Genomic DNA, 16686 nt, shown 5'->3' with positions numbered 1-16686 from the left:
ACCCCGCCCGAACCCAGTACCGAACCCCGCCCTGGAGAACCCGCCGTGAGCACCGCCACCCCGACGAGGACGCCCCCTCGCCCCGCCACCCGGCTGCCCAGGGTGGCCCTCACCCCGCGCGCCCGGGCCGGGGAGGTCCTGCGCGGGCTGCTGGCCGCGGCGCTGCTGGCCGCGGTCCTGCTGGGGGTCCCGTGGGCCCTGGTGGAACTGGTCGGCAACCCGCTGCCGACCTCGGCGCCGACCCGCAGCTGGCTCGACGCCGAGTTGTCCACGACCGCCGTCCTCGACGTCCTCGCGGTCGTCCTGTGGGCGGTGTGGGGCCACTTCGTCGTGTGCGTCCTGGCCGAGTTCCGCGCCTGGGCCGTCGGGGCCCGGTCGGGGACGGTCCCCTTCGGCGGGGCCAACCAGCTCCTGGCCCAGCGGCTCGTCGCCGCGGTGCTGCTGCTGGCCGCCGTTGCGGTGTGGGTTCCGGGCACGGTCACCGTCGTGGACGCCGTGGTGGTCAGCGCGTCGACCCCCGTGGCCACCAGCCCGGGCACGGCGGGTGCGGAGGCGGGCGCGGCGCGCGTCGCCCCCGCCACGGCCACCCCGGCGGCGGCTCCCGTCGCCGCCGGGGAACCGGTGACGTACGTCGTGCAACCCCCGCACGGCCGCAACCACGACTGCCTGTGGGACATCGCCGAGCGGACCCTGGGGGATCCGCTGCGCTACCAGGAGATCTTCGAGCTGAACCGGGACCGCGTGCAGGCCGACGGGTCGCGGCTGCTGGACGCCGACCTCATCCGCCCCGGCTGGGTGCTGCTGCTGCCGTCCGACGCGGTCGGGCCGGTGTCGGCGCCGCTGGCGGACCCGGTGACCGCCGGCCCCGCCACCGGCCCCGCCACCGGCCCCGCCACCGACCCCGCCACCGACCCCGCCACCGACCCCGGCTGGTCGCCCACCGCTACCGGAACCACCACCGGAACCGGGACCGGCGCCGTCGAGCGGACCGTCGACGGGTCCGCCGCCGACGCGGGTTCGCGCGCCGTCCTCAGCGGCGGGCTGCTGCTGGCGGGCGTCCTGGTCGCCCTGCGCCGGCCCGGCGCACCGGCCGGTCCCGGGACCGGTCCCGACCTCGCCGGGGCCGACCCCGAGCGCGCCCGGTTCCTCGACGACGCGCTGCGCCGGCTGGCGGCCGCCCGCACCGCCTCCGGCCTGCCGCTGCCCGAGGTCGTCGCCGCGCACCTGTCCGCCGACGAGCTCGTCCTGCACCTGGGGACCCACCTGGACGGTGCCGCCGCGCAGCCGCCCGCCCCGTGGACGGTCCTGCCCGGCGGGGCGTGGCGGGTCCGCCGGGAGGACCTGCCGACCGGCCCGGTGGGCGAGGTCCCCGCCCCGTTCCCCGCGCTGGTCGACGTCGCCGTCTCCGGCGACCACGAGGTCCTGCTGGACCTGGAGAGCGCACCGGGTCTCGTGGCGGTCGGGGGGGACCCCGGCGTCGCCCGCGACGTCGTGACCTCGATGGCGGTGGAACTGGCGACGAACTCCTGGTCCGACGGCGTGGACGTCCACCTCGTCGGCTTCGGCGACGACCTGTCCGCGTTGTCCCCCGGGAACGTCCGCTCGCACGCGCTCCTCGACGGCGTCCTCGACCTGCTCGAACGCCACCCCCGGCCGGCCGGGGACGGTCTGCTGGCCGGTCGCGCGGCCCGGACGGGAGGCACCCGGCCCGTCGTGGTCGCCGTCTCCGGCGCGCCCACCGAGCAGCAGGCGGCCCGGCTGCACGCGCTCACCGGCACCGGGCGCACCCCGGTGGCCGTCGTGTGCGTGGGCGACGTGCCGACCGCGACCTGGCGGTTCTCGGTGACCCCCGACGGGCACCTCGACCTCGGCGTGCTCGGTCTGGCCGGGACGGCGCGCCGGCTCACCCGCGAGCAGTACGCGCCGTGGCTGGCGGAACTGCGCGCCCGCTGAGGCACCACCGAACTCCCCCGGACGGGGGTGTGGACAACCCCCGGGCCGCACCGGCCCGGTGGTCCACTGGAGGAAACCCCACCCCGACCGGGGCGGGGGACGCGAACACCGGAGGCAGGCCCACCATGGCGAACCTGAACGTCACCTACGACGACATGAGCAGCGCGGCGACCAACCTGGAGCACGGCAAGTCCGAGATCGCCGACAAGCTCGCCCGGCTCAAGGCGCTCGTCGACTCCCTCGTCTCCGGCGGGTACGTCACCGACCGCTCCTCGGTCGCGTTCAAGGACTCCTACGACGAGTTCAACACCGGGATCACCCAGGTCCTCGAGGGGCTGTCCGGGATGTCCGGCTACCTCAGGACGGCCGCCCAGACGCTGTCCGACACCGACTCCCAGCTCGCGGCCAGCCTCGGTCGCTGACCGGCCGGAACCCGCCGGCCGGAACCCGCCGGCCGAAACCCCCGGGCCCACCCGTCCGGGACCGCCGGAACGGGTGGGACCGGCCCCCACGGGTGCTCCGGTCGGGCGAGGGGAACCCCCCGCCCCGCCGGGCCCCGGCCACGCTGGACCACCACCGATAACCCCGAGGAGCAGCACGTGCGCCTGGCCGTGACGGTCGTCGACCCCCGCGCCGGGCAGCGCCGTGACGTCGTCGTCGAGGCCGACCCGCGCACCCCCCTGACCGACCTCGCCGCGGCGCTGGGGACCGGGGACGCGCGGCTGTTCCACGACGGGGCCGAACTGGACCCGGGGACCCTGCTGGGCGACTCGGGCGTCCACGAGGGCGCCGTGCTCAGCCTGCACGACGCCAGCGGCTGCGTCCCCGGCGAACCGGGCGGCCTGGTGGAACTGCGCGTCGTCGGCGGCGACGGCGCCGGGGCGGTGCACCGCCTGGGCGTGGGTGAGCACGTCGTCGGGCCGTCGGGGACCGTGCGGGTCGCCGGGCCCGCCGCGGTGCGGGTGGCCGTCGCCGTGACGGGCGCCGTCACCCTCGCACGGGTCGGGGGCGCACCCCGGCTGGAGACCGCCGACCTCCAGGACCCGCAGCTGTGGACCCCCGGGGACCTCCTGGACCTGGGGCGCTCCGTGCTGGGCGTCGGCCGCCCCGGCGCGCCCGACGCCGTCCTGGGACCGGCGGCCCCCTCGGCCGAGGACGTCGTGGGCCTGGACTTCAACCGTCCCCCGCGGCTGCTGCCGCCGGAGCGGACCACGCGGTTCCGGCTGCCCCAGCCGCCGGCGGACCCGGTGCGCCGGCCGTTCCCGGTCGTGGCGGCCCTCGTCCCGCTGCTCATGAGCGTGGTCATGGTCGCGGTGACCGGCAGCTACCGCTACCTCGCGATCGGCCTGCTCAGCCCCGTCGCCGTGGTCGCCAACGCCGTCGTGGACCGCCGGGCCGGGCGCACGAGCCACCGCGAGGTCCTGGCCCGGTACCGGCAGCGCAAGAGCGCCGTCGAGCGCGACGCCGCGCAGGCCCTCGTCACCGAGCGCCGCGCGCGCCGGCAGGTCGCCCCCGACCCCGCCGAGCTGCTCCTGACCGCCGTCGGGCCGCGCGCCCGCCTGTGGGAGCGCCGCCGCCACGACGCCGACCACCTCGTCGTGCGGCTCGGCCTGGCCGACCTGCCCTCCGACGTCGTCCTGGAGGACCCCGAGCAGCCCGAGCACCGGCGGCAGGTCAGCCGGACCGCCCACCGGGTCCCGGTGACGGTCGGCCTCGCCGACCACCCCGTCACGGGCGTCGCGGGCCCGGCGGCCCGCGACGTCGCCGTGCGCCTGCTCGTGCAGCTGGCGGTGCTGCAGAGCCCCCGCGACGTCTCGTTCCACGTCCTGACCAGCCCCGCCGGGCTGCCCGCGTGGGAGTGGGTCCGCTGGGTGCCGCACGCGCGCGCCGAACCCGGCGGCGGTGCGGGCGTGTTCGTCGGCACGACCAGCCAGACGTGGGCCCGGCGGGTGGGGGAGCTCACCGCCGCCCTGGAGGAACGCCGCCGGGCGCTGGCCGCCGCGGGCCGGGGCGCCGGCCTGGACGCCCCCGACCTCGTCGTCGTCCTCGACGGCGCGCGTCGGCTGCGGGCCCTGCCCGGTGTCGTCACGCTGCTCACCGAGGGCCCCGCGCTGGGGATCCGGGTCGTCTGCTGCGACGAGGACCCCCGGTCCCTGCCCGAGGAGTGCACGGCCGTCGTCGAACCCGGTCCGGACGGGACGCTGGTCGTCCGGCGGCAGCGGCACCCGGCCGTCACGGGGGTGGTCGCCGACGTCCCGGGCCCGGCGTGGGCCCCGCGCATCGCCCGCGCCCTGGCCCCGCTGCGCGACGCCGGCGGCGACGACGGCGGTGCGGCGCTGCCCGCGTCGTCCCGGCTGCTCGACGTCCTGGACCTGGAACCGCCCACGCCGCAGGCCGTCGCGGCCCGCTGGCTGCTGCAGCCGGCCAGCACGACGGCCGTCGTCGGGGAGTCCCTCGACGGGCCGTTCGGCGTCGACCTGCGCGCCGACGGCCCGCACGGCCTCATCGCGGGGACCACCGGGTCGGGCAAGTCCGAGCTGCTGCAGACGATCGTCGCCTCCCTCGCGGTGGCGAACCGGCCCGACGCCATGACGTTCGTCCTGGTCGACTACAAGGGCGGCGCGGCCTTCAAGGACTGCGTCGACCTGCCGCACACGGTCGGCATGGTCACCGACCTCGACACCCACCTGGTCGGGCGGGCGCTGACGTCGCTGGGCGCCGAGCTGCGCCGCCGCGAGCACCTGCTGGCCGCCGTCGGCGCCAAGGACCTGGAGGACCACGACGACCTGCGCCGCGCCGACCCCGCGATCGCGGCCCTGCCGCGGCTGCTCATCGTCATCGACGAGTTCGCCTCCCTGGCCCGCGAGCTGCCCGACTTCGTCACCGGCCTGGTGGACGTCGCCCAGCGGGGGCGCTCTCTGGGGATCCACCTGCTGCTGGCGACCCAGCGCCCCACGGGCGTGGTCAGCGCCGAGATCCGCGCCAACACCAACCTGCGCATCGCGTTGCGGGTCACCGACGCGGGGGAGAGCTCCGACGTCCTCGACGCCCCCGACGCCGCGCGGATCCCCGCGTCCGCACCGGGCCGGGCCTACGTGAAGCTGGGCCACGGCTCGCTCGTGCCGTTCCAGTCCGGCCGCGTCGGCGGCCGCCGCCCGGGGGTGCGCGACGACGCCGAGGTCCCGCCGCCGTGGTCGGCCCCCTGGCCCGGGAGCGACCTGGGGCTGCCCGCCCCGCGCCGGCCGAAGGGGGCCGCCGCGCCCGAGGACGCCTCCCGGACCGACCTGCGGGAGCTCGTCGAGGCGGTCCGCGGCGCCGCGGAGCACCTGCGCGTGCCCGCCCCGCACAGCCCGTGGCTGCCCGCGCTGCCGGACCTGCTGACCACCGCCGCGCTGCCCGGGCCCGAGGGCCCCCTCGCCGCCGCCTTCGGGCTCGTCGACGTCCCCGAGCACCAGCGGCGCGAGCCCCTGCGGTTCGACCTGGACCGCGACGGGCACCTGTACGTCGTCGGGGCCCCGCGCAGCGGCCGCTCCCAGGTGCTGCGGACCCTCGCGGCGGGCCTGGCCGAGCGCACCTCCTCGGCCGACCTGCACCTGTACGGCCTGGACTGCGGCGGGGGCGCCCTCCTGGCGCTCGCGGCCCTGCCGCACACCGGCGCCGTCGTCCAGCGCACCGAGACCGACCGCGCCGTGCGGCTGCTCAGCCGGCTGCGCGAGGAGGTGCTGCGCCGCCAGGGCGAGCTGGGGGCCCTGGGCGTGGCCGACGCCACCGAGCAGCGCGCCGCCGCCCGCGCCGCCGGCCGGGACCCCTGGCCGCACCTGGTCCTGCTGCTGGACCGGTGGGAGGGGTTCCTCGGGGGGCTGGCCGAGCTGGACGCCCAGGCGCCGCTGGACCTGGTCACCGCGCTGCTGCGCGAGGGCGCCGGCGTCGGCGTGCACGTCGTCGTCGCCGGCGACCGGCAGCTGCTGACCGGCCGCACCGGCACGCTGGTGGAGGACAAGCTCCTGCTGCGGCTCACCGACCGCGCCGACGCCGCCCTCGTGGGGCTCAGCGCCCGCCAGGTCCCCGAGCGGATGCCCCGCGGCCGGGTCCTGCTGGCCCGCACCGGCGGGCAGGAGGCGCAGGTCGCGGTGCTGGGCGAGGACCCGTCGGGCCCGGCCCAGGTGGCGGCCCTGGCGGCGCTCGCGGAGCGGTTGCGGGCCCGCGACGCCGGGCTGGCCCGCGCCCGGCGGCCGTTCCGGCTCGACAGCCTGCCCGCGCAGCTGGACTTCGGGCAGGCGATGGCGCTGACGCCGACGGGGTCCGGGCGCCTGGTGGCCCTCGTGGGGGTCGGCGGGGACGACCTGACCGGTCTGGGCCCGGACCTGCTGGCGGGCGCGGGCACGGCGGTCGTGGCGGGCCCGGCCCGCTCGGGCCGCAGCACCGTGCTGCTGACCATGGCCCACGCGCTGCTGGAGCAGGGCGCGCAGCTGGTCGTGGCGGCCCCGCGGCCCTCCCCGCTGCGGGACCTGGCCGGGCGCCCGGGCGTGCGCGCGGTGCTGACGGGGCAGGACCTGACGGTGGCGGAGCTGGAACCGGTGCTGGGGGCGGCCGCGGGCCCGGCCGTCCTCGTCGTCGACGACGCCGAGCTGCTGAGGAACTGCGCCGCCGACGGCTGGCTGGCCGGGTTCGTCTCCCGCGCCGGGCGCGACGGCAGCGGGGTCCTGCTGGCGGGGGAGACCTCCGAGGTGGCGTCGGGGTTCTCCAACTGGCAGGTCCCGTTGCGGCGCAACCGGTGCGGTGTCCTCATCGCCCCGGCCGACGCCCTGGCCGGCGACCTGGTGGGGGTGCGGGTGCCGCGCAGCGCGCTCGGCGCGTCGGCCCAGCCGGGCCGGGTCCTGCTGCACACCGGTGACGGCGAGCTGCGCACGGTCCTCGTCCCCCGGTCGGTAGCCTGAGCCCGTGCCGCCCAGCCCCTCCGAGACCCCCGAGGCGCAGCCGTCCTCCCCGGGGGCCGCGCCGGGGGCGGCGCCGGGAGCCGGCCGCGGGGGTTTCGCGGTGCGGCTGGACAACTTCGAGGGCCCCTTCGACCTGCTGCTGGGCCTGATCACCAAGCACCAGCTCGACGTCACCGAGGTCTCGATCGCCCGGGTCACCGACGACTTCATCGCCCACCTGCGGGCGGCCTCGCGGCAGGAGGAGGGTTTCGACCTCGACGAGGCCAGCGAGTTCCTGCTCATCGCGGCGACCCTGCTCGACCTCAAGGCCGCCCGGCTGCTGCCGGCCGCCGAGGTCGAGGACGCCGAGGACCTCGCGCTGCTGGAGGCGCGGGACCTGCTGTTCGCCCGGCTGCTGCAGTACCGCGCGTACAAGCAGGTGGCGGCGCTGCTGGCGGACCGGTTCGCCGACGCCTCGCGCCGGGTGCCGCGGGCCGTGGCCCTGGAACCGCACTTCGAGCGGTTGCTGCCCGAACTCGTGCTGACGGTCTCCCCGGAGCAGTTCGCCGCCGTCGCCGCCCGCGCGCTGACGCCCAAACCGGTGCCCGTCGTGGACCTGGACCACCTGCACGCCAGTGCGGTCAGCATCCGCGAGCAGGCCGCTCTCGTCATCGACCGCCTGCGCCGCAGCGGGTCCGCGACGTTCGCCGAGCTGGCCGCCGACGCCGGGGAGGGCGAGCTCGGCACCCTCGTCGTCGTCGCCCGGTTCCTCGCGGTGCTGGAGCTGTTCCGCGAGCGGCGGGTCCGGCTGGAGCAGCAGGAGGCGCTGGGGGAACTGACCGTGCGCTGGGACGCGCAGGCCGAGGCCGAGCGCGGTGGGGACGGCCGGGACGGGGTCGCCGTGCCGGCCGGGGTGGACGAGTTCGACGGACCGGCGGAGGGAGCACGGTGAGCGAGGGCGAGCAGGGCGAGCAGGGCCCGGGGCAGGACCCCGGCCGCCGGGTGCGGGCCGCCGTCGAGGCGGTCCTCATGGTCGCCGACGAGCCCGTCGGCACCGCGGCGCTGGCCCGGGCGACGGGGGAGCAGGTGGACGAGGTGGACCTGCTGCTGCGCGAGCTGGCCGCCGAGTACACCGAGCAGGGCCGCGGCTTCGAGCTGCGCGAGGTCTCCGGCGGGTGGCGGGTCTACTCCCGCGCCGAGCACGCCGACGTCGTGGAGGCCTTCCTGCTCGACGGGCAGACGGCCAAGCTGACGCAGGCCGCGCTGGAGACGCTGGCGATCGTGGCCTACCGGCAGCCGGTCAGCCGGGCCCGCGTCTCGGCCGTCCGCGGGGTCAGCGTCGACGGCGTGATGCGCACGCTGCTGACCCGCGGGCTGGTGTGCGAGGCCGGGGTCGAGGCGACGTCGGGGGCGACGCTGTACCGCACCACCGACGAGTTCCTGCAGCGGATGGGGCTGGACGGCCTGGAGGACCTGCCGCCGCTGGCGCCGTTCCTGCCCGAGGAGCTGTCGGTGGAGGACCTCGGCCCGCCGGAGGTGCTCGCCGGGCCGTTCCCCGGCGCCGCCGACCTGAGCGACAATGGAGGGTCGGAGCCCGCGGACGGCCCGCGGTCCGACCCCGCTGGAGCCCAGCAGCCCGCCGGAGCCCAGCAGCCCGCAGAACCCCAGCAGCAGGAGGACCACTCATGAGCCCGCAGGCACCCCGCGGCGGCGGCCGAGGCCAGGGCCGCCCCCAGCGACCCACCGGCGGCCGGGGCCGGGGACCGCAGGCCTCCGGCGCCACCGGCAAGGCGGGCGCACCGCGCCGCGGCCAGGGCACCGGCAAGGGCGCGGCTCAGGGCGCCGGGAAGACCGCGCAGGGCGGGCGCCCCGCCGCGCGCCGGGGCGCGGCCAAGCGCATGACCGACCAGATCGCGCCCGCCCCCCAGCCGCCCCGCCGGGGCCCGGCCCAGGTCAAGCCGCGTCCGGGCGTCGACGTCCACGACCCCGAGGGCGTGCGCCTGCAGAAGGTCCTGGCCCAGGCCGGGGCGGGCTCGCGCCGCGCGTGCGAGGAGATGATCGCCGCCGGGCGCGTCACGGTCGACGGCGAGGTCGTCACCGAGCTCGGCGTCCGCATCGACCCGACCCGCCAGGTCGTCCACGTCGACGGCATGCGCTTCACCATCGACGACGAGCTCGTCTACATCCTCGTCAACAAGCCCAAGGGCGTCGTGTCGACGATGTACGACGAGCAGGACCGGCTGAACCTGGCCGACATGGTGGGCCCGCGCGAGCAGCGCCTGTTCCACGTGGGCCGCCTGGACCTGGAGACCGAGGGGCTCATCCTGCTCACCAACGACGGGGCGCTGACCCACCGGCTGCAGCACCCCTCCTTCGGCGTGCAGAAGACGTACCTGGCCGAGGTCCGCGGGCCCGTCAAGAAGGACCTGGGCAAGAACCTGCGCGCGGGCGTGGAGCTGGAGGACGGCCCCGTGGCCGTCGACTCCTTCAAACTCGTCGACTCCAAGCCGGGGTACGCCCTCGTCGAGGTCGTCCTGCACGAGGGCCGCAAGCACGTCGTGCGCCGCCTCCTGGAGGCCGAGGGCTACCCCGTCCTGAAGCTGGTGCGCGTGCAGATGGGCCCGATCGTGCTGGGCGACCTCAAGCCCGGCAAGAACCGCCGCCTCACCCGCGGCGAGGTCCAGCAGCTCATGGCGGTCGCGGGCCTGTGAGCACGGCGGACGAGCAGGTCGGTAACCTGCCGCGCGTGTCGGTGAGAGCGGTCCGCGGTGCGGTGCAGGTCGACGTCGACGAGCGGCAGGAGGTGCTGGCGCGGACGCGGGACCTGGTCTCGGAGGTCATCCGGGCCAACGACCTGAGCCTGGACGACTTCATCAGCGTCATCTTCACCTCCACCGCCGACCTCACCTCGGAGTTCCCGGCCGTCGCCGCGCGCGAGCTCGGCATGGGGGACGTGCCGCTGATGTGCGCGCGGGAGCTGGAGATCGAGGGCTCCATGCCGCGGGTCATCCGCCTCATGGCGCACGTGGAGACCACCCGCGCCCGCGGCGAGGTCAAGCACGTGTACCTCAACGGTGCGCAGGCCCTGCGGCGCGACATCGCCCAGTGAGCGCGGCCCGGTGACGCTCGACGCGGCGGCCCCGCCGCGCACCACCGGCACCGTCCGGGTCGTGGGCACGGGCCTGCTGGGCACGTCCGCGGCGCTGGCGCTGTCGCTGCGCGGCGTCGACGTCGTGCTGTCCGACCCGTCCCCGACGGCGGTGGCGCTGGCCCGCGACCTGGGCGCGGGCCGCTTCGCCGCCGACGGCGACGACCCCTCGCTGGTGCTCGTCGCCTGCCCCCCGGACGTGGTGGCCGACGTCGTGGCCGGTGAGCTGGCGGCGTTCCCGCGCGCCGTCGTCACCGACGTCGCCAGCGTCAAGGGCGGCCCGCTGGCCGCGCTGGCCGCGCGGGGCGCCGACCTGTCCCGCTACGTCGGGTCCCACCCCATGGCCGGGCGGGAACGCTCGGGGGCCGTGGCCGCCCGCACCGACCTGTTCGCGGGCCGGCCCTGGGTGGTCGCCGCGCCCGACGTCGCCGGACCGGCTGCGGTGCAGGCGGTCCGCGACCTGGCCACGGACTGCGGCGGGGTCCCGGTCACGATGCCCGCGCAGGCGCACGACGAGGCCGTGGCCCTCGTCTCGCACGCCCCGCAGGTCGCCGCCAGCCTGGTGGCCGCGCGGCTGCGCGACGCCTCCGAACCGGCCGTCGGGCTGGCCGGGCAGGGGCTGCGCGACGTCACCCGCATCGCCGGCAGCGACCCGGTGTTGTGGGCGCAGATCCTCGCCGGCAACGCCGCCCCCGTCGCCGAGGTCCTGGAGGCGCTGCGCACCGACCTCGACGAGGTCATCGCCGCGCTGCGGGCGCTCGCCGAGGACCCGGCCGCCCCCGGGGCCCGCATCCGGCTGGCCCGGGCCATCGCCGACGGCGGGGCGGGCCGGGACCGGATCCCCGGCAAGCACGGCAGCGCGCCCGCGCTCTACACGACCGTCGTCGTCGTCGTCCCGGACCGCCCCGGGGCGCTGGGCCGGCTGCTGACCGACGTCGGCGAGGCGGGGGTGAACCTGGAGGACCTGCGGCTGGAGCACTCCGAGGGGCAGGCCGTGGCGCTGGCGAGCATCGACGTCCTGCCCGCGTCGGCCGACCCGCTCACCGAGGCGCTGCGGGCCCGGGGCTGGACCGTCCCGCGCTGATTCTCGCCGGAGGCCTCCCGTCGACTAACCTCGTCCGGTGTCCTCCACACCCGCTGCACGTGGTCCCCTCGCGTCCCCGACCGCCGACCCGGAGGTGTCCGTCGTGACCACCGCCCTCGTCGTCGCCGTCGACGGGCCGTCGGGCAGCGGCAAGTCCAGCGTCAGCCGCGCCACCGCCCGCGCGCTCGGGGTCGCCTTCCTCGACACCGGGGCCATGTACCGCGCCGTGACGTGGGCGGCGCTGCGCGCCGGGGTCGACCTCGCCGACGCCGACGCCGTCGCCCGGCACGTGCGGACCGTCGCCCTGGTGGTGGGCACCGACCCCGCGGCCCCCACCGTCGCGGCCGTCGTCGAGGGCGTGGAGACCGACCTCACCGAGGCCGTCCGCACCGCCGAGGTCACCGCGAACGTCAGCGCCGTCGCCTCGGTCCCGGCCGTGCGCGCGGACCTGGTGCTGCGACAGCGCGCGCTCATCGAGTCCGCCTGCCTGGCCCCCGCCGCCGGCCGCGAGCCCGGGATCGTCGCCGAGGGGCGCGACATCACCACGGTCGTGGCGCCCGAGGCCGACGTGCGCGTCCTGCTCACCGCCGACGAGTCCGTGCGGCTGGCCCGCCGGGCCCACCAGGACCTCGGGGCGGCCGACGCGGCGGCGCTGGAGGCGACCCGCGACGCGATCGTCGAACGCGACCGCGTGGACTCGCGCACGACCTCCTTCACCACGGCCGCCGACGGCGTCGTGACGGTCGACTCCACCCACCTCGACTTCGACGGGACCGTCGCGGCCGTGCTCGAGGTCGTCGCCCGGGCCACCGGGGGTCGCGCGTGAGGCTGCGTCCCAACCCGGCCCCGGCGGACGGGTCGCGGCCCGGGGAGCCGTTCGCGTGGACCCGCGGGGTGGGCAAGCTGCTGGCCCACGGCGCGTGGAACTCCCGGGTCCTGGGCGCCGAGAACGTCCCGGCCACCGGCCCGGTGCTCTTCGCGGCCAACCACGCCTCGATCATGGACGGGCCGCTGCTGTTCGGCGTCACGCCCCGACCGGCGCACTTCCTCGTCAAGAAGGAGATGTTCGAGGGGGCGCCGGCGAAGCGGTTCGTGGGCTGGGCCCTGCTGCAGGCCGGGCAGATCCCGATCGACCGCAGCCGCGGCGACCGCGACGCGCTGCAGTCGGTCCTGGCCGTGCTGGCCGACGGCGGGGCCGCGGGGGTGTTCCCCGAGGGGACCCGTGGCCGCGGGGACGCGGCCAGCGTCCGCTCGGGCATCGCGTGGATCGCGCTGCAGTCCGGTGCGCCCGTCGTGCCCGTCGCCTGCCTGGGCGCGCACCTGCCCGGTGAGCCGCGGCGCTCGGTGCCGCCGCTGCGCCGCAAGCTCACCTTCTGCTTCGGCGAACCGTTCACGGTCCTCAAGGAACCCGGTGTGCCCGGCCGGGTGGCGCTGGCGAACGCCGTGGAGCAGGTCCGCGTGAAGCTGTCCGGCCACGTGCTGGACTCCTTGCAGCGCACCGGCACCCGACTACCCGATGACGAAGCCGCCGACGAGCTCGGGCTCGGCGAGATGGCGTCCGACGACGTGCCAGGAGGCACCCGGTGAGTCCCACCGACGAAACCCCCCAGAACACCGACCCGACCCCCGAGGTCCCCGACGAGAACGTCGAGCAGGCACTGCGCGTCGGCCTCGACGACTACGACCTGTCCGAGGAGGACGTCGCGCTCCTGGACGCCGACGGCGACCAGGACGAGGACGACACCCCGGCCGGGCCGCTGCCCGTGCTGGCGGTCGTCGGGCGCCCCAACGTCGGCAAGTCGACGTTGGTGAACCGCATCATCGGCCGCCGCGAGGCCGTCGTGGAGGACGTCCCCGGCGTCACCCGCGACCGCGTCGCCTACCCGGCGAACTGGGCCGGGCGCGACTTCACCCTCGTCGACACCGGCGGCTGGGAGGCCAAGGCCGAGGGGCTCAACCTCGCCGTCGCCGACCAGGCCGAGCTCGCGATCGAACTGGCCGACGCCGTGATGTTCGTCGTCGACGGGACCGTGGGGGCCACCGCCAGCGACGAGCAGGTCGTGCGCCTGCTGCGCCGCTCCGGCCGGCCCGTGGTGCTCATCGCCAACAAGGTCGACGGCCCCAAGCAGGAGGCCGACGCCACCGAGCTGTGGTCCCTGGGCCTGGGCGAGCCGTTCCCCGTCTCGGCCTTGCACGGCCGCGGCGTCGGCGACGCCCTCGACGCCGCTGTGAAGGTCCTGCCGGCCGTCTCGGCCGTCGGCGGCGGTGCGCTGCCCGCCGGCGGTCCGCGCCGCGTGGCGCTGCTGGGCCGGCCCAACGTCGGCAAGAGCTCGCTGCTCAACAAGCTCGCCGGGTCCGAGCGCGTCGTCGTCCACCCCACGGCCGGCACCACCCGCGACCCCGTCGACGAGCTCATCGAGCTCGGGGGCCGCACGTGGCGCTTCGTGGACACCGCCGGCATCCGGCGGCGGGTGCACCTGACCAAGGGCGCCGACTTCTACGCCTCGCTGCGCACGCAGACGGCGCTGGAGAAGGCCGAGGTCGCCGTCGTGCTCGTCGACGCCAGCGTCCCCATCGCCGAGCAGGACATCCGCGTCATCTCCACCGTCGTGGAGTCCGGCCGCGCCCTCGTCGTCGCCTACAACAAGTGGGACCTGACCGACGAGGAGCGCCGGCACTACCTCGAGCGCGAGATCGAGAAGGAGCTCGTCCAGATCCCGTGGGCCACCCGGGTGAACGTGTCGGCCCAGACCGGCCGGCACGTGGAGAAGCTCGTCCCGGCGATCGACCAGGCGCTGGACTCCTGGGAGACCCGCATCCCCACCGGGCGCCTCAACGCCTTCCTGGGGCAGGTCGTGGCCGCGCACCCGCACCCCGTGCGCGGGGGCAAGCAGCCGCGCATCCTCTTCGGCACCCAGGCCTCGACGCGGCCGCCGCGGTTCGTCGTCTTCGCCAGCGGCTTCCTGGAGGCCGGCTACCGCCGGTTCATCGAGCGCCGGCTGCGGGAGGAGTTCGGCTTCATCGGCACGCCGATCGAGCTGAGCGTGCGGGTGCGGGAGAAGCGCAAACGATGAGGTAAGGTTCTACCCGGCTCGCAGGAACGGGGCCGGGTAGGACCAGAAGTACAGTTTCGGGCTGTGGCGCAGCTTGGTAGCGCACTTGACTGGGGGTCAAGGGGTCGCAGGTTCAAATCCTGTCAGCCCGACCGGCGTTCGCGCAGGTCAGAGCGGGTGTTCACCTTCGGGTGGGCACCCGCTTCGTCGTGCTGGGCCGGATCAGCCGCGCGGCACGGCACCCAGCAGCAGGGTGCGGATCGCCGACCCCAGGGAGTCCGGCAGTTCCCGGTGCAGGACGGCGAGGGCCGGTTCGGCCTCGTAGGCGGCCCGCACGCCGGGCGGCGGTGAGCTGTAGGGCGCCAGCGCCCCGGCGAGGACCATCGCGTGGAAGCAGAACTCCTCGGCGGCGTCGCCGAGTTCGGGCAGGTGCCGGCGCAGCAGGTCGGCCGCGGCGGTGAGCTGGGTCAGGGTCCGGCGCTTGTGCTGCCTGACGACCTCGACGCCGACGTTGCGCTCCAGGACACCGCCCTGGGCGCCCAGGAGGTCGCACAGCGTGCGGTGGGCGGCCAGCGAGCGGGCGAGGGCGCCGGACAGCTGCTCGGCGCGCGCCGTCGGCGGCAGGGCCGGGTCGACCGCGGTCGCGAGGTCGCCGGACAGCTCGGTGAGCCAGCCCTGCACCACGGCGCCCATGAGCTCCAGCAGGACGTCCTCGCGGGAGTCGAAGTACCGCAGCACGTTCGACTTGGCCAGGCCGACGCGGCGGCTGAGCTCGTTGAGGCTGAGGTCGGCCACCGGCATCTCCTCGAGCATGGCGGCCGCGGTGTCGAGGACGGTGCGGCGCCGGATCTCGCGCTGCTCGTCGCTGCGGGCCCGCTGGAACGTCACGGGAGAACGCTAACAGTTCCAGACCGCCGGTCTCTTGACTGCAGACCGCTGGTCTCTTACGGTCGGGACAACAGACCAGCGGTCTTTTGGGGAGGACGAGATGACCACGAAGTGGACGGCGCACGAGGTCCCGGACCAGCGGGGCCGGGTGGCGGTCGTGACCGGCGCCAACACCGGCCTGGGCTTCGAGACGGCCAAGGTGCTCGCCGAGCGCGGCGCCACGGTGGTGCTCGCCGTGCGCGACGTCACCCGCGGGGAGCGGGCGGCCCAGCGCATGGCGGGGGACGTCACCGTGCAGCAGCTCGACCTCACGTCCCTGGCGTCGGTGCGCGCCGCCGCCGCCGCGCTGCGCGAGGCCCACCCGCGCATCGACCTGCTCGTCAACAACGCCGGGGTCATGTACACCCCCCGGCAGACGACCTCCGACGGCTTCGAGCGGCAGTTCGGCACCAACCACCTCGGCCACTTCGCCCTCACCGGCCTGCTGCTGGACCGGCTGCTGCCCGTCCCCGGCTCGCGCGTCGTGACCGTCAGCAGCGTCGGCCACCGCATCCGCGCCGCGATCCACTTCGAGGACCTGCAGTGGGAACGCTCGTACTCCCGGGTCGGGGCGTACGGGCAGTCCAAGCTCGCCAACCTGCTGTTCACCTACGAGCTGCAGCACCGGCTCACCGCCCACGGCGCCGCGACCGTCGCGGTGGCCGCGCACCCGGGGGTGTCGAACACCGAGCTGGTCCGCAACTCACCCGCCGCGCTGCGCGTCGCCGTCGAGCGGGTGGCCCCCCTGCTGACCCAGCCCGCCGCGGCGGGGGCCCTGCCGACGCTGCGGGCCGCGACCGACCCGGCCGTGCTCGGCGGGCAGTACTACGGCCCCGGCGGCCGCGGCGAGGTCCGCGGGTACCCCCGGCTCGTCACCTCCAGCCCGCAGTCCCACGACCTCGCCACCCGGCAGCGGCTGTGGGCGGTCTCCGAGGACCTCACGGGCGTGACGTTCCCCCTCTGAGGCGGCCCCCGGTGGGCGGGGAGGGGTTGCGCGCGGCGCCGGTCGCGGGGCAGGGTGGCCGGACGGGGTGGCGACCGCCGCCCGGCGCGACCAGGGCGGGAGGGCGGACGTGACCACCACCGTCGGCACCCCCGTCCCCGCCACCTCCCCGGCCACCCGGCGAGTACCCGGGACCGCGCCGGACTGACCGGCCCGCCCGACCCCGTCGACCGCCCCCGCGCGGACGCGCCGGGGGCCGGGGGTCCGTCCCGTCGGCCCGCCGCGGTCAGCCGCAGCGACCCCCACCGACCCCCGCCGGGAGGAACCCCGTGGACACCACCCCTGCCTTGGACACCGCCCCTGCTCCGGACCCCGCGCCGGCGACCGACTACCGCCGCCGCGCCCTGCACCAGCTCACCGCCCCCGGCGACGACGACGGGGAGTACGTCAGCCACCTCGTCTCGCGCTACCTGTCCCACCTGGACGAGGGGGCCCGCAGCCCCCTGCAGGCCCCGGACCTGCTCACCAGCCTCACGGGGCTGTTCGCGGCGCTGGCCGACCAGCGCCACCTGCGCCCCGACGACCCCGCGGTGCGGACCCTGGCCCGGGTGCTGCTGCAGGGGGACCGGACCCCGGCCGCCTGAGCGCGGCTCCCGGCCCCG

Annotated in this window: 14 protein-coding genes and 1 tRNA gene; 14 read left to right on the top strand and 1 reads right to left on the bottom strand. The window is 76.8% G+C overall.

Annotated elements, in window-relative coordinates; all coding sequences use genetic code 11:
* Positions 1-45 precede the first annotated feature (45 nt).
* From BJ968_RS02350 to BJ968_RS02295, 12 genes are all read left to right on the top strand, one after another.
* Entirely contained in the window at positions 46-1953 is a 1908-nt protein-coding gene (locus BJ968_RS02350) for a LysM peptidoglycan-binding domain-containing protein (protein ID WP_179748878.1), read from the top strand.
* Positions 1954-2078: 125 nt separating this feature from the next.
* Complete coding sequence (locus tag BJ968_RS02345; RefSeq protein ID WP_179748876.1) at positions 2079-2375, top strand: WXG100 family type VII secretion target; 297 nt, start codon at positions 2079-2081, stop codon at positions 2373-2375.
* 177 nt (positions 2376-2552) lie between these two features.
* Positions 2553-6890 (top strand): FtsK/SpoIIIE domain-containing protein, encoded by a 4338-nt coding sequence (locus BJ968_RS02340; RefSeq protein WP_179748874.1) that lies wholly within the window; start codon positions 2553-2555, stop codon positions 6888-6890.
* A 4-nt stretch (positions 6891-6894) separates the two neighbouring features.
* A complete protein-coding gene (locus BJ968_RS02335; protein ID WP_179748872.1) occupies positions 6895-7821 on the top strand; it encodes a segregation/condensation protein A in 927 nt (308 codons plus the stop codon).
* Positions 7818-8558 (top strand): SMC-Scp complex subunit ScpB, encoded by a 741-nt coding sequence (gene scpB, locus BJ968_RS02330; protein ID WP_343077766.1) that lies wholly within the window; start codon positions 7818-7820, stop codon positions 8556-8558. Before BJ968_RS02335 ends, scpB begins: the two co-directional genes overlap by 4 nt.
* Positions 8555-9580, top strand: a complete 1026-nt coding sequence (locus BJ968_RS02325) for a pseudouridine synthase (protein WP_179748870.1) — start codon at positions 8555-8557, stop codon at positions 9578-9580. The genes scpB and BJ968_RS02325 overlap by 4 nt, the downstream gene beginning before the upstream one ends.
* A gap of 35 nt (positions 9581-9615) precedes the next feature.
* The gene (gene aroH, locus BJ968_RS02320) at positions 9616-9978 is read left to right on the top strand and encodes a chorismate mutase (protein WP_179748868.1); all 363 of its coding nucleotides are present in this window, start codon (positions 9616-9618) and stop codon (positions 9976-9978) included.
* A gap of 10 nt (positions 9979-9988) precedes the next feature.
* A complete protein-coding gene (locus tag BJ968_RS02315; RefSeq protein WP_179748866.1) occupies positions 9989-11101 on the top strand; it encodes a prephenate dehydrogenase in 1113 nt (370 codons plus the stop codon).
* A 94-nt stretch (positions 11102-11195) separates the two neighbouring features.
* Positions 11196-11927, top strand: a complete 732-nt coding sequence (gene cmk, locus BJ968_RS02310; RefSeq protein WP_343078221.1) for a (d)CMP kinase — start codon at positions 11196-11198, stop codon at positions 11925-11927.
* Positions 11924-12688: a 1-acyl-sn-glycerol-3-phosphate acyltransferase gene (locus BJ968_RS02305; protein WP_218884706.1), complete on the top strand. Its 765-nt coding sequence runs from the start codon at positions 11924-11926 to the stop codon at positions 12686-12688. The genes cmk and BJ968_RS02305 overlap by 4 nt, the downstream gene beginning before the upstream one ends.
* The gene (gene der / locus BJ968_RS02300; RefSeq protein ID WP_179748862.1) at positions 12685-14175 is read left to right on the top strand and encodes a ribosome biogenesis GTPase Der; all 1491 of its coding nucleotides are present in this window, start codon (positions 12685-12687) and stop codon (positions 14173-14175) included. Before BJ968_RS02305 ends, der begins: the two co-directional genes overlap by 4 nt.
* A gap of 57 nt (positions 14176-14232) precedes the next feature.
* Positions 14233-14306 (top strand) — tRNA-Pro (locus BJ968_RS02295).
* Between the two features lie 70 nt (positions 14307-14376).
* Here BJ968_RS02295 and BJ968_RS02290 read toward each other — a convergent pair.
* Positions 14377-15042 (bottom strand): TetR family transcriptional regulator, encoded by a 666-nt coding sequence (locus BJ968_RS02290; RefSeq protein ID WP_179748860.1) that lies wholly within the window; start codon positions 15040-15042, stop codon positions 14377-14379.
* Between the two features lie 100 nt (positions 15043-15142).
* Here BJ968_RS02290 and BJ968_RS02285 point away from each other — a divergent pair, with 100 nt between their 5' ends.
* Both BJ968_RS02285 and BJ968_RS02280 read left to right on the top strand, forming a co-directional pair.
* Entirely contained in the window at positions 15143-16045 is a 903-nt protein-coding gene (locus tag BJ968_RS02285; RefSeq protein WP_179748858.1) for an SDR family NAD(P)-dependent oxidoreductase, read from the top strand.
* Positions 16046-16353: 308 nt separating this feature from the next.
* Complete coding sequence (locus BJ968_RS02280; RefSeq protein WP_179748856.1) at positions 16354-16668, top strand: hypothetical protein; 315 nt, start codon at positions 16354-16356, stop codon at positions 16666-16668.
* Positions 16669-16686 lie beyond the last annotated feature (18 nt).

The organism is Kineococcus aurantiacus, from assembly GCF_013409345.1.
Taxonomy (GTDB): domain Bacteria; phylum Actinomycetota; class Actinomycetes; order Actinomycetales; family Kineococcaceae; genus Kineococcus; species Kineococcus aurantiacus.
The sequence above is the reverse complement of the archived record's forward strand: the minus strand, read 5'-3'. Positions and strand labels throughout refer to the sequence as shown.